13 protein-coding genes are annotated in these 12,918 nt (G+C 65.6%); 9 read left to right on the top strand and 4 right to left on the bottom strand.

Translation table 11 applies throughout. From position 1 onward, the window contains the following. Nucleotide 1 precedes the first annotated feature (1 nt). From CH292_RS05640 to CH292_RS05620, 5 genes are read left to right on the top strand one after another with little or no spacing between them, the layout of a single operon-like run. Nucleotides 2-1,675, top strand: a complete 1,674-nt coding sequence (locus CH292_RS05640; protein WP_094654192.1) for an ABC transporter ATP-binding protein — start codon at nt 2-4, stop codon at nt 1,673-1,675. Then, nucleotides 1,672-2,601, top strand: a complete 930-nt coding sequence (locus CH292_RS05635) for a TauD/TfdA family dioxygenase (protein WP_094654191.1) — start codon at nt 1,672-1,674, stop codon at nt 2,599-2,601. Before CH292_RS05640 ends, CH292_RS05635 begins: the two co-directional genes overlap by 4 nt. Further along, on the top strand, nt 2,598-3,842 hold the full coding sequence (locus CH292_RS05630) for an NtaA/DmoA family FMN-dependent monooxygenase (RefSeq protein WP_094654190.1): 1,245 nt from the start codon (nt 2,598-2,600) through the stop codon (nt 3,840-3,842). Before CH292_RS05635 ends, CH292_RS05630 begins: the two co-directional genes overlap by 4 nt. A 39-nt stretch (nt 3,843-3,881) precedes the next feature. Further along, nucleotides 3,882-4,880, top strand: coding sequence for an aldo/keto reductase (locus CH292_RS05625; protein WP_094654189.1), 999 nt, complete (start codon nt 3,882-3,884; stop codon nt 4,878-4,880). Nucleotides 4,881-4,914: 34 nt separating this feature from the next. Continuing rightward, the gene (locus tag CH292_RS05620) at nt 4,915-5,964 is read left to right on the top strand and encodes an LLM class flavin-dependent oxidoreductase (protein WP_037139461.1); all 1,050 of its coding nucleotides are present in this window, start codon (nt 4,915-4,917) and stop codon (nt 5,962-5,964) included. A 35-nt stretch (nt 5,965-5,999) separates the two neighbouring features. Here the strand turns inward: CH292_RS05620 and CH292_RS05615 are convergent, their stop codons facing one another. From CH292_RS05615 to CH292_RS28820, 3 genes are read right to left on the bottom strand one after another with little or no spacing between them, the layout of a single operon-like run. Further along, on the bottom strand, nt 6,000-6,440 hold the full coding sequence (locus CH292_RS05615; protein WP_020110710.1) for a hypothetical protein: 441 nt from the start codon (nt 6,438-6,440) through the stop codon (nt 6,000-6,002). Between the two features lie 37 nt (nt 6,441-6,477). Then, nucleotides 6,478-7,170: a GDSL-type esterase/lipase family protein gene (locus CH292_RS05610; RefSeq protein ID WP_020110711.1), complete on the bottom strand. Its 693-nt coding sequence runs from the start codon at nt 7,168-7,170 to the stop codon at nt 6,478-6,480. 22 nt (nt 7,171-7,192) lie between these two features. Continuing rightward, a complete protein-coding gene (locus CH292_RS28820) occupies nt 7,193-7,804 on the bottom strand; it encodes a hypothetical protein (protein WP_155949762.1) in 612 nt (203 codons plus the stop codon). 457 nt (nt 7,805-8,261) lie between these two features. On the opposite strand from CH292_RS28820, the gene CH292_RS05595 reads away from it, so the two are divergent. From CH292_RS05595 to CH292_RS05580, 4 genes are read left to right on the top strand one after another with little or no spacing between them, the layout of a single operon-like run. Next, nucleotides 8,262-8,906 (top strand): ABC transporter permease, encoded by a 645-nt coding sequence (locus CH292_RS05595; protein WP_019663896.1) that lies wholly within the window; start codon nt 8,262-8,264, stop codon nt 8,904-8,906. Next, nucleotides 8,903-10,102: an ATP-binding cassette domain-containing protein gene (locus tag CH292_RS05590; RefSeq protein WP_019663895.1), complete on the top strand. Its 1,200-nt coding sequence runs from the start codon at nt 8,903-8,905 to the stop codon at nt 10,100-10,102. Before CH292_RS05595 ends, CH292_RS05590 begins: the two co-directional genes overlap by 4 nt. Then, a complete protein-coding gene (locus tag CH292_RS05585) occupies nt 10,099-10,836 on the top strand; it encodes an ABC transporter permease (RefSeq protein ID WP_026347574.1) in 738 nt (245 codons plus the stop codon). Before CH292_RS05590 ends, CH292_RS05585 begins: the two co-directional genes overlap by 4 nt. Further along, nucleotides 10,833-11,807 (top strand): glycine betaine ABC transporter substrate-binding protein, encoded by a 975-nt coding sequence (locus CH292_RS05580; RefSeq protein WP_037139450.1) that lies wholly within the window; start codon nt 10,833-10,835, stop codon nt 11,805-11,807. Before CH292_RS05585 ends, CH292_RS05580 begins: the two co-directional genes overlap by 4 nt. Here the strand turns inward: CH292_RS05580 and CH292_RS05575 are convergent. Continuing rightward, nucleotides 11,800-12,912: a glycosyltransferase gene (locus CH292_RS05575; RefSeq protein WP_094654188.1), complete on the bottom strand. Its 1,113-nt coding sequence runs from the start codon at nt 12,910-12,912 to the stop codon at nt 11,800-11,802. The two genes, CH292_RS05580 and CH292_RS05575, sit on opposite strands and share 8 nt — an antisense overlap. Between the last annotated feature and the right edge of the window lie 6 nt (nt 12,913-12,918).

Raw genomic sequence — 12,918 nt, 5'->3', positions numbered from 1 at the left:
CATGACGGCAACGGCGGAACTGCGCGAGAACGCCCACTCGATCTCGGACCCGGCACCACTGCTGGCCGTCCGTGATCTCGCGGTAGCGTACGACGGCAACCTGAATCACCCGACGGTCTCGGGTGTCTCGTTCGACGTTCGAGCCGGAAGCACGGTGGCGATCGTCGGCGAATCGGGATCCGGCAAGTCGACGGTCGTCGGCGCCGTTCTGAAACTTCTCGGCGACCGCGTTGCCGTCGGTGGGACGGTCGAGTTCGGAGAGAGGGACATCCTGCGGCTGCGGGAGCGCGACTTTCGACGAATCCGCGGACGGCGCATCGGGTTCGTGCCGCAGGATCCCACGGCGTCGCTCAATCCGGTCCGGCGGATCGATCGCCAGATATTCGAGGCGTTCCGATCCTCCGGCCTCCCGGAATACGCACAGCCGAGGAACTTCCACGATCAGGCTGTCGCACTGCTGGATTCGGTGGGGATCCCGACGCCGGAGCGGGCGCTGCACTCGTACCCGCACCAACTGTCCGGCGGTCAACTGCAGCGCGTGCTCATCGGTATCGCGATCTCGCAGCGACCTGCGTTGATCGTCGCGGACGAACCGACGTCGGCGCTCGACGTCACCATCCAGAAGACGATCCTGGACCTGATCGATCGGTTGAAAACCGAGCGGGACCTGTCGGTTCTGCTCATCACCCACGATCTGTCACTCGCCGCCGAGCGCGCGGACACCGTCGTGGTGCTGAACCGAGGCAGAGTCGAAGAGTCCGGAACGTCGGCGGAGGTCCTGGCCGATCCGAAGTCCACGTACGCACGGAACCTGATCGGCGACATTCCCAGCATCGACCCCGATCGATTCGCAGCGGCGAAGGCCGAACGCGCCCTGCCTGATACCGAACCCGCCCTGTCGGTCGTCGACATCCACAAGGCCTTCGACGTCGGTCGGCACCGCATTCAAGCTCTCGACGGTGTGTCCTTCGAGATCCCGGCAGGCCGGACGCACGCACTCGTCGGCGAATCGGGTTCCGGCAAGTCGACCCTGGCCAGGCTCGTCCTGCGACTGGAGGAACCGGACGCTGGACAGATAGTCGTGGCCGGACAGGACATCTCCCACCTCGGTACACGTGGACTGCGTGATGCCCGCAGGCACCTACAGCTGGTGTACCAGAACCCTTTCCACTCGCTCGACCCGACGTATTCCGTGGAGCAACTCGTGGCGGAACCGCTCGTGCGGTACAAGATCGGTTCACGAACCGGGCGGAGGGAACGCGCGGTCGAAGTACTCGATCTCGTCGGACTGGACCAGACGTTCCTGCGCCGAAGAATACGCGCGCTGTCCGGAGGCCAACGACAACGAGTCGCCATCGCCCGGGCACTGAGCCTGAGCCCGAAAGTACTGGTGCTCGACGAACCGACGTCCGCGCTCGACGTCACCGTGCAGGCACAGATCCTGCAGGTGTTGATCGAGCTACAGGTCAGGCTCGGCGTCAGCTACCTGTTCATCTCGCACGACCTGTCCGTCGTACGCCAGCTGTCGGACACGGTCACCGTCCTGCGCCGCGGAGTCGTCCAGGAAGCAGGCCGCACCGAGGACGTGTTCTCGGCGCCCACCAGCGAGTACACCCGAAAGCTCGTCCGATCGATCCCCACCTGGGAGCCCAACGAAAAAGGAGACACAGCATGACCGCTTCACCGGACACAGCCGTAGGCCTGGACGTAGTTCCCGTCGCCGGTTACATCGGCGCGCAGATCACCGGCGTCGACCTCCGTGACGACCTCGACGACGCCACCGTCACCGAGATCCAGGGCGCCTTGAACCAGTACAAGGTCGTGTTCTTCCGCGACCAGCAGATCGGGCACGCCGAGCAGGTCGCGTTCGCCCGCAAGTTCGGCAAGGTCACCCCGGCTCATCCGCACGAGGAGAACCCGCCGGAAGGATTCCCGGAGATCCTGCCGATCGACAGCAGGCGCTACGACAAGAACCTCGGCCGCAAACGCACGTCCTACGACCACAGCTGGCACACCGACGTCACCGCCCTGATCAACCCGCCGGCAGCGTCGATCCTGCGGGCGGACATCCTCCCGCCCTACGGCGGTGACACCGCCTGGGCCAACCTCGTCGCCGCGTACGAGAACCTACCGAAGGAACTGCGGAACTTCGTCGACACACTCGACATCAAGCACCAGTTCCAGGCACGAGCAGCCGCCGGCAGCCAGCGCGACCGAAAGATCAAGGAAGCCAACCTCGTCGCGTACCACCCGGCTGTTCGAGTCCACCCACTGACCGGCGAGCGTGCGCTGTTCGTCAGCCCCGGATTCACTCGCGGCGCACGCGAAATCCGCGGATTCACCCCGGACCAGAGCGAGCGGCTGCTCGAGTTGCTGTGGGCCGAGGCGTCGAAGACCGAGTACACGGTCCGATTCCAGTGGAAGCCCGGCAGTGTCGCGTTCTGGGACAACCGCGAAACCGCTCACCTCGCGATCGCCGACGCCGGACACCTCGGCCACGACCGAGTGCTCTACCGCGTCACGCTCGAAGGGGACGTACCGGTGGGTGTCGACGGACGACAGTCCGAGGCAGTCTCGGGAGAGCCGTTCCACGGCGCATGAGCCGGTACCTGCGCTTCACCACCAATCTCATCCCGGGCGCTCTGCAAGGGCCGGGCGCGACGCATCCGTTCGTCGACATCGACGACTTCGTCCGCTCGGCTCGACTCGCCGAGCAGGCGAGGCTCGACGCGGTGTTCTTCGCCGACTCGCACGGCATTCCTCCCGGCGGGCGCGGCTTCGCGTACCTGGATCCGCTGACAGTGCTGCCGGCGCTCGCCCGGGAGACCGAGCACGTCGGTCTCGTCGCGACGGCGTCGACGACCTACTCGACGCCGTACGCGCTGGCTCGGTCGATTCTGTCGCTCGACCACATCTCCCACGGCCGAGCCGGCTGGAACATCATCACCACGATGGACCCGACCGTCGCGCGGAACTTCGGCGGCGGCGAACCACCGCCGCGGGAGGAACGGTACCGTCGGGCCGACGAATTCACCGAGGTGGTTCTGGCGCTCTGGGATTCGTGGCGCGACGAGGTCACCGAGGACTGGGACCTGGAGAATCTCCGACGAGAGCCCGTCGACCACGTCGGCGAATTCTTCTCCGTCGCAGGCCCGTTGCAACTACCGCGTTCCCGGCAGGGCAGACCGGTGCTGTTCCAGGCGGGTGGGTCCGATCGAGGAATCGAGACCGCAGCCAGATTCGCCGACGCGGTGTTCTCGGTGGGCCTCACGGAAGACGCGTCCCGGGACTACCGCGAGCGACTGAACAAGGAGACGCGAAACACCCGCGGTGGATCCGAGGGCGTCCTCGTTCTGCCCGGCATCTTCTTCTCCGTCGGAAGTACCACTAACGAGGTGGATCGCCTGCTGCACGACGCCGAGAACGCACTCGACGGAACGGATGCGCTGCACCGCTTCGCATCCAGATTCGACCTCGACCCGGACGAGATCGACCTCGACGGACCGGTACCACCCCAGGTGGCGGTCACCGACACCACACGATCGATCGGCTTCGCCCAGGGCGGAGCCGATCTCGCCCGCAGCAACCGCGAACTCACGCTCCGCCGATTCATCGTCCTCGGCGGAGGCGGTCATCGCCGGGTCTTCGGCACCCCCGAGTCCATCACCGACGACCTGATCGGGTGGACGGAGCGCGGCGCGGCCGACGGGTTCACGGTATTCGTGGAGTCGTTGCCGCAGTTCGCCGACCACATCGTTCCGTTGCTGTGGGGACGCGGAGTACACCGCCGCGAATACTCCGGAACCACGCTGCGAGACAACCTCGCACAACACTCAGGCTGACATCGCGACCGACCGATCGACAACAATCAAGGAGAAGACATGACGGACACATCGACACGACAGCTCGGCACCGACGGACCAGTGGTCTCGCGGACAGGCGTCGGCTTCATGAGCTTCCGCACCGGCTCCGGCCCCGAGGACCTACGTGCCGCCACCGACGTCGTGGATGCGGCACTGGACTCCGGCATCACGTTCTTCGACACCGCCGACGTGTACGGACCCGAACACAGCGAGATCCTGCTCGGCAAAGCGCTGCAGGGTCGACGCGACAAGGTGGTCCTCGCAACCAAGTTCGGCAACCCGCTCGACCGCGAGACCAATCCGAACGCGAAAATCGACGGCAGCCCCGAGTACGTCCGGACCGCCATCGACGCGTCACTGCGACGGCTGGACGTCGACCACGTGGACCTCTACTACCTCCACCGCGTGGATCCGACGGTCCCCATCGAGGACACCGTCGGCGCGCTGAAGGAACTCGTCGACGCCGGCAAGATCCGCCACATCGGACTGTCCGAGGCAGGACCGAACACCATCCGCCGCGCTCACGCCGTACACCCGATCGCAGCGATTCAGAGCGAGTGGTCACTGTTCAGCCGGGACATCGAGACATCCACCGTGCCCGTCGCGCGAGAACTGGGCATCGCGCTGGTGCCCTTCTCCCCGCTGGGACGCGCGTGGTTGACCGGCGCAGTGCACACCAAAGAGGACATCAAGGGCAGGTTGGTGGACCACCCCCGCTTCGCCGACGAGAACTTCCAGACCAACAAAGGCCTCGCCGACGAGGTGGTCGCGGTCGCAGCCGATCTCGGTGTGAAACCGTCGCAGGTGGCGTTGGCGTGGATTCTCGGACGCGGCGACGACGTCGTGCCCATTCCTGGAACGCGGCACGCCGAGTACGTCCGCGAGAACGCCGGTGCGCTGGCGGTCACGTTGACGGCGGATCAGGAAGCCAGGCTCGCGAAGCTGGCCGATCAGGTGGCGGGGCATCGCTCGATTCAGCCGGAGAACCTGGGCACCGAAGCGCCCCTTCCTTCCTGACACCCACGCGCACGACGAAACGGAGAACCTTCACGTGAGCCGCGAATTCCTCTGGTACATCCCCAACACGACCTCACCAGGCCACCGAGGCGACGACACCGTCGACGGCTGGGGGACGCTCGAATTCTCCGTCGAGCAGGCTCTCCTCGCCGAAAAGCACGGCTGGGGAGGAGCATTGATCGGAACGGGATGGGGGAGGCCGGACACCTTCACCGTCGCCACGGCTCTCGCGGCGCGGACCGAGAACTTCACCCCGCTCATCGCGATCCGGCCCGGGTACTGGCAGCCCGCTCACTTCGCGAGCGCAGCAGCGACGCTCTACTCGCTGACCCGAGGTCGGGTGTTCGTCAACATCGTCAGTGGCACCGACGATCTGGGAGCCTACGGCGACGGTGAATTCGACAAGTCACGACGGTACGACCGCACGCGGGAATTCCTGAAGATCGTGCGCACGTTGTGGGCCGAGGAGAACGTCAGCATCGACGGCGAGTTCTGGCAGGTGGAGAACTCGACCGTCGTTCCCCGGCTGCCCGACGGTGGCCGACCCCGGCTGTACTTCGGTGGCGCGTCCGCTGCCGCGGAGGAAGTCTCGGCCGCCGAGGCCGACGTTCAACTCTTCTGGGGTGAGCCGCTCGACGGCGTCGCCGAACGCATCGACCGCCTGAAGGTGTTGAGCGACAAAGTGGGACGAGAACACGAACCACTGCAGTTCGGTCTTCGCGTCACCACTCTGATCCGTGACACCGCCGAGGAAGCGTGGCGGGACGCGGAAGCCAAGGTGGCGCAGATGGCGGGCCGGAAAGATCCGCTGCGCCCGGCCAATCCTCGGGACGCCACCGGACAGCAGCGGCTTCTGGACCTCGCGGAACGAGGCGATGTTCTCGACACCAACCTCTACACCGCGCCGGGGAGGCACGGCGGAGGCGGAGCCGGAACCACCTGGCTCGTCGGAACGGCAGCAGAAGTCGCGGCGGCCCTGGAGCGCTACGCGGACCTTGGCGTCAGCCACTTCGTGCTGTCCGACACCCCCTACGCCCGAGAGGTCGCGCGCATCGGCGACCAGCTGCTGCCGCTGCTCACCTAGGTGGGTGGATCGGTGTGAACGAAAGCCGTGAACGGTCAGATGGGCCGATAATTCAACGCCCGGAACCACAGTGCGTACAGCGGCCGACGACGAGCTCCGAGCACCGTACGAGGCTTCGAGCGAGCAGTCGCCGACTTACCGATCACCGACGGACTCGGGGCCCACGACCATCCGCGCCCCGTCGGTGCCAACTGCTCGGCAAGGTTCTCGATCACGGTCTCCGCAGACGAGTAATCCGGCAACGGACCGGTGAACGCGCCGAACGCCGCCGACATCGAATTGCACAACTGAATGGAGATGTTCGACGGTGGAGGAAGGATGAAATGCAGATGCGCACGCGCATGGGTGCGGCACAGTGCCTCGAGCACCTCGCCGGACCACCCGTCGGACTCCCCGCCGGCGGACAACAGGACGGCCGTGATCGACTGCGCGCTCTCCACATCAGGGAGAGTCGACATGCCGTGGTCCGAGTTCATGGCGTCAATAGTGGACTATCGAGACGATTCGGGTGAGCTATTCGCTCGACGCGATTCTTACGCGCAGACCGGCGGCATCGGCCACCTGATCTGCCATGATCCTGGCCGAATCGGCCGTCGGATGGATTCCGTCGAACGTCGCGCCCGGTCGTGTCAGCGTCGACGCGAAATCGACGAGGGGGATCCCACGCTCAGCCGCAAGGATTCTGATCGCAGTGTCGAGACGATCGTCCGTCGCAGATCTCGACCGCGGCACCGTCGTCAGTACAACCGTCTCGATATCGCGCGCCTTGTCCAGGATGAAACGAAGATTGTCCATGGTCTGCTCGAGCGGCACCCCGCGGGCCTGATCGTTCGTGCCACCGCCCACGACCAGTACCTGGGGTTCCGCGTCCAGGACTTCGTCGATACGGGCCCGGATCTGAGCCGTCGTCTGCCCTCGTCGACCTGCATTGATTGCATCGGCGCCGCGTGCGTCCGCCCCGCACACCAGATGGGAATACCACGAGGTGTCACCGTGGATTCCCCACCCGACGGCCGAGTTTCCCTCCGCGATGGAATCGCCGAGAGCGGCGATACGAACTCCACTGTCGGAGGTACTCCAGCCGAAGCACTCGGCATTCCATACGTACAGCGCAGGCTTCCTGAGTGGGCCGAGGAGCAACCCCGCGACGATCACCAGCAGAACTCCGCCGGCGAGGAGAATGCGATACCGCCGCGTCTTCAGCACGCCCGAATTGTGCCGTACGCACTCAGCGAGGTGACGTCGGAGTCCCGCCCGAGCTGCCCGTCGACGGCAGCTGATCCGGAACGATCTGCAGTCCCGGAGGCGGACAGTACGTGTGATCACACAGGTCGAAGCCCCGGTCGCTCAAATTGGGGACCGCTTCGGGATTGACGAAGATCAGACCGTCGGGAGAGGTGCAGGACACCGGCCCACACGTCGTGCCCAGCGGGAATCCTCGCGAGTCGATCGGGTTCGGAGGCGGCGTCACGGGCTCGGGCGGATCGAAAGAGGCGACCGGCGGCGGATCGTAGGTGACGTCCTGCGGTTGCGTCGCCGGGTCGTACGACGGTGGCTCGTACGACGGTGGCTCGTACGGCGGCGGCTCGGACGCCGAGGCAATGACACTCGGTGGCACCAACAGGGGCGTCGTCGCCTCGGCGGCAGGTGCAGGCGGCGGCACCGAACTGGTGGACGTGCTGTCCGCGGCCGCGGTCGTGGTGGGTGCCGCGGAACTCACCGGCGTCGGAGCCTCGGCGTCGGCGGTACATCCGGCGAGCAGCAGGGCCGCAGCCCCCACCGAGACAGCCGCGCTCACCAGGGCAGCAGCGTGCCTGGGTGCTCGGCTGCGGTTCGGCATGTCCCTCCTGGCTCGGAATGTGTCTGGTTCATCGGGAGTAGGCGACAATTCATTACCGAACTTCCCGGTCCGATAACGGTACCCGAGGCGTCGCCCCAGCGTGGGGCCCCTGTCGACCGCGCGTGTCCGCAAACCGTCGGCCCGCCCGCGAGCCGCGCTCGATCCCGTCGAGTCGCTCATTTTCTTCGATGAACCCGACCGCTCGACGGTCCGGCGACCACGGGAGCGGGCAATTCTGCTCGAGCTGATTTTAAGTGCGACCGGCGTTCCGCGAAGCGTCCCCGAGGTCGGAATCCCTGCAGGTGAACGGGCCACGATCCCGTTTTCGCGCGCACCGACCCTACACCCGCCGGAGGGGTAAAACCCCGCGAAGGCGGGGAAATGTCGGTAACGTCCCCGAACTGAAACCGGCAGCACTGTGTTCGGTGAAATACGCGGCTGCAAAAGGGAGATACGCGTGGATTTGTGGAACTATCTTCAGGGGCGGGGGCAGTTCCTCTCCTTTCTGACGTATCAGCATGCGTCACTGGCATTTCAAACTGTTCTCGTCGGCAGTCTCGTCGCGATAGTCGTCGCGGTCGCGGTACACCGACTCCCGTTGTTCTCGGCTCTGACATTGACGAGCAGTCGAGTGGCACTGACCATCCCGTCGCTCGCGTTGCTGGCACTGCTCATCGTCCCGTTCGGGCTCGGCGTGGTGCCGTCGTTCATCATGCTCGCGTTCTTCGCCGCGATGCCCGTGATCGGAAACGCGATCGTCGGACTGCGATCGGTACCCGACGCGACCATCGAATCCGCCCGCGGAATCGGACTGTCCCGCTGGCGAATTCTCGTCTCCGTATCGCTACCGATCGCGTGGCCCGTGATTCTCACCGGCATCCGCGTGTCCACCCAGATGGTCGTCGGCGTCGCCGCGATCGTCGCCTACGTCCTCGGACCCGGCCTCGGATCGCTCATCTTCAACGGACTGTCCAGGCTCGGCGGAACCAACTCCGTCGAAATGGCAGTCACCGGAACCGTTCTCATCGTCGTCATCGCATTGGTGTTCGACGCCCTGCTCGTCCTTCTCGGGCGCCTCACCATCTCGAAGGGATTGTCATGACCGACACCGACCGCACCGTCTCGGGTGCTTCGATTCGGCTCGACGGCGTCGTCAAGCAGTATCGTGGCCAGACCAAGCCCGCCGTCCAGAAGATCGACCTCGAGATCGAAGCCGGACACATCGTCGCCTTCGTCGGTCCGTCCGGCTGCGGCAAGACGACGACCCTCAAGATGATCAACCGGCTGATCGAGCCCACCGAGGGCAGGCTCTTCATCGGCGACCGCGACGTCACCGGCGAGGATCCCGACAAGCTGCGTCAGTCCATCGGATACGTCATCCAGGCAGGCGGACTCTTCCCCCACTGGTCGGTGCAGAAGAACATCGGCGCCATCCCCCGAGTGCTGGGCTGGGACAAGAAGCGCATCGCCGAGCGCACCGAATACCTCCTCGACCTCGTCGGCCTCGACGCGGACACCTTCCGAGACCGACTCCCCAAGGACATGTCCGGCGGACAGCAACAGCGCGTCGGCGTCGCACGTGCACTCGCGGCGGACCCACCGGTTCTGCTGATGGACGAGCCCTTCAGTGCCGTCGACCCCATCACCCGAGTCCGCCTGCAGGACAGCCTCATCGCGATCCAGCACGAAGTCGCCAAGACCATCGTGATCGTCACCCACGACTTCGAGGAAGCCACCAAACTCGGTGACAAGGTGCTCATCCTCTCCGAAGGCGGAAAGATCGAGCAGTACGCCACCCCCGAGGAAATTCTCGCCAAGCCCGCCAACGCCTTCGTCGAAGAGTTCATCGGCTCCGGCGCGACGCTTGCCCACCTGACGCTCTCGAGGGTCAAGGACGTCGAACACGAGCCCGTCGTCACCGCACGCGTCGGCGACTCCTCGCAGGAAGTCATCGGCCGCGCACGCGCCGCAGGCGTGACCTGGATCGTCGTCGTCGACGAGCACGGCAAACCACGGTCCTGGCCATCGCTCGACGAAGTCGCCACCAAGGACACGGTCTCCGACTACATCGACCCGCGCCTACCCGTCGTCGCACCGTCGTCGACGCTCAACGACGCACTCGACGTCATGCTCGCCGCCAGCCAGGGCGGAGTCGTCGTCACCGACGGCCGCGGCGTCGTCACAGGGTCGCTGACCATCAAGACCGTCATGTCGGTCGTCCGTGGACAACTCGACGAAGCCCGCGAGGGCGACGGGCACGTCTCCTACACCCAGCACGCGGAGGGGTCGGCCACATGAATCGACTGCGCCGCACACCGATAGACGTGTGGTTCGAGCCGCTGCTCATCATCGTTCTGGGCGTCGGCTACTTCCTCTGGTACCGATCGACGACGCTCACTCCGACCGAAGAAGCATCGCTCGGCTGGTCGACCCTGAAGACCACGATCCTCGACCACATCCAATTGACCTTGACGGCAACCGTGTTCGTCGTCGTCATCGCGATCCCGCTCGGCATCCTGCTGACCCGCGAGAAGGTCAAGCCGTTCAAACCGTTCGCGATCAACTTCGCCAACATCGGCCAGGCCGCACCCGCCGTCGGACTGATCGTGTTGCTGACGATGTGGCTCGGCACCGGCTTCCGGACGGCCGTCGTCGGCCTGGTCGTGTACGCCATCCTGCCGATCCTCCAGAACACCATCGTCGGCATCGACCAGGTGGACAAGCGAACCATCGAAGCCGCCCGAGGCATCGGGTACTCCGGTATCCGCACACTCGTCCAGGTGGAGCTGCCGTTGGCCGTTCCCGTCATTCTCAACGGAGTGCGGACCGCGCTGGTCATCCTGGTCGGCACCGCGACGCTGAGCACGTTCATCGGCGCCACCAGCCTCGGCACCCTCATCACGACCGGCGTGACGCTGTTCCTCCCGAAGCTGCTCATCTCCGGCGCCATCCTCGTCGCGCTGCTGGCGCTGACGATCGACTGGCTGGGACGCCTCGTCGAACTGTTCGCAACCCCACGAGGAGTGGCATGATTCGGCATTCTCTACGGGTCGGAGCCCTCGCGCTCATCGCGAGCGTCGCCGCCGGCTGCGGACTCGTCAGCTCGTCCGGCACCTTCCAGTCCACCAGCCTGACCGACGGCGAAAAACCCTTGGACGGCGCATCTCTCGTCGTCACCTCGAAGAGCTTCACCGAGGGCGTACTGCTCGGCAAGATCACCGCGACGTACCTCGCGGCAGCCGGCGCCAACGTCAGCGACCTCACCGGGGCACCAGGATCGGCGTCGTCACGCCAGGCCCAGCTGAACGGAGACGCGGACATCCTCTGGGAGTACACGGGCACCGGCTGGGTCAACTACCACGGTGAAACCGAGACGATCGCCGATCCCGACGAGCTGTGGCAGCGAGTACACGACCTCGAACTCAGCTCCAACAACCTGGAATGGTTGCCGCCGGCGAACTTCAACGACACCTACGCCTTTGCGGCCTCCTCGGCCACCGCGGAGCGGCTCGGTGTGAAAACCCTGTCCGACGTAGCCGCGCTGCCCCCGAACGACCGCACCTTCTGCGTCGACGACGAATTCTTCTCCCGCGCAGATGGATTCGGTCCGATGCTCGACACCTACGACATTCCCCTCGACGGACCGAACGGCGTAGAGGGCAAGAACGTCACCCGTATGGACGCGGGCGTCGTGTACACCTCCACCGCCCAGAGCTCGCCCTGCAACTTCGGCATGGTCTACACCACCGACGGTCGCATCAAGAACCTCGACCTGACCGTGCTCGAGGACGACCGAAAGTTCTTCCTGCCCTACAGCGGCACCGCCGTCGTCCGCGCACCCGTCCTCGAAGCGCACCCGGAAATCGCCGACCTCGTCGGGGTGATCTCCGAGCGCCTCACCGACGACCTGATGCAGGAACTCAACGGCAAGGTCGACATCGAAGGCGAAGATCCCGCCGACGTCGCCTACGAATGGCTGAGGAGCGAGGGCCTCGTCACGTGAGCCGGAGTTGGGCCAAGCGTTCGCTCACCGACGGGACTTCGGAAAACCGGGTCGCTGCTCGGCGTGCCGAGGAACGGTAGGAGGGATCGGTCAGGACATCGTGGATCGCGCGACGCAACCGCGGAGCATCCTCGACGGTCAGACCGGCGGCGGGCGAGCTGGGCGCGACGGTGATTCCCGCGCCCAAGCTCTCGACCATCGCTGCGTTGGTCGGCTGATCCGCGATCATCGGAACGGTCACCAACGGAACACCCGCGGCCAGCGTTGCCAGCGTCGTGCCAGAACCCCCGTGACATACGACGACACTTGCACGAGAGAGAATGTCCTGCAGCTCGATCCAGTCGACGACCTCCATGCGATCGGTGCCGCGCACAGTCGACCCACCGCGGCCGGTACTGGCCAGGACGCGCACATCGAGGTCGGCCAACGCGGTCACCGCAGCATCCCACGTGCCGCGAATGTTCTCGAGCTGCGTGTTGACCGTGCCCATCGTCAGCCACACCAACGGCGGGTTCTGTTCGGTACGCGCATCGAGATCGATCGTGAATCCGTAACGGCGCGTATCCGGATACCCCGTCGGATCGTCGCCCGGGAAACGCGTCAGATACGGAGCGGCCTCCAGTGTCGTCGTGACACCCGGTGCGTAATCCTCGATGACTCGGCTCGCCATGCGCAAGCCGGAAATATCGGCAAGTCCAGGCGAAATGCCCACCGTGGCCACAGGTACTGCGCTCCGCACCGCGGCGATGGCACTCGCGTAATCGCAGGGTTCCCGCAGAATCAACTCAGGCTCGACATCAGCCACCGCAGCGACGGTCTTCTCCAGTGCCGCCGCAGTGTTGATGCGGCCGAACAACTCGACCTCGGCAGCACGTACCCGCACCTCCCGGTCGCTCGACGCCAACGCCCGCCGCACCCGGGCCACCTCGTCGGCAGGCGGTGCATCGACGGCGCGTACATCGGCACCCGTCGACCGCGCAGTGGCCACCTGCCCCGGTGGCACGACGAGGGTGACGTCGTCACCGGCCTCGGCCGCAGCGTCGACGAAGGGGAGCAGCGGACCGAGATGGCCTTCACCGCCACTGGCAGCAACAAGAATTCGCATCGGTCG

Origin of the sequence: Rhodococcus sp. 14-2470-1a (genome assembly GCF_002259425.1) — a bacterium.
In the GTDB taxonomy this organism is placed as follows: domain Bacteria; phylum Actinomycetota; class Actinomycetes; order Mycobacteriales; family Mycobacteriaceae; genus Rhodococcoides; species Rhodococcoides fascians_E.
This window is presented reverse-complemented; position numbering and strand designations above follow the sequence as displayed.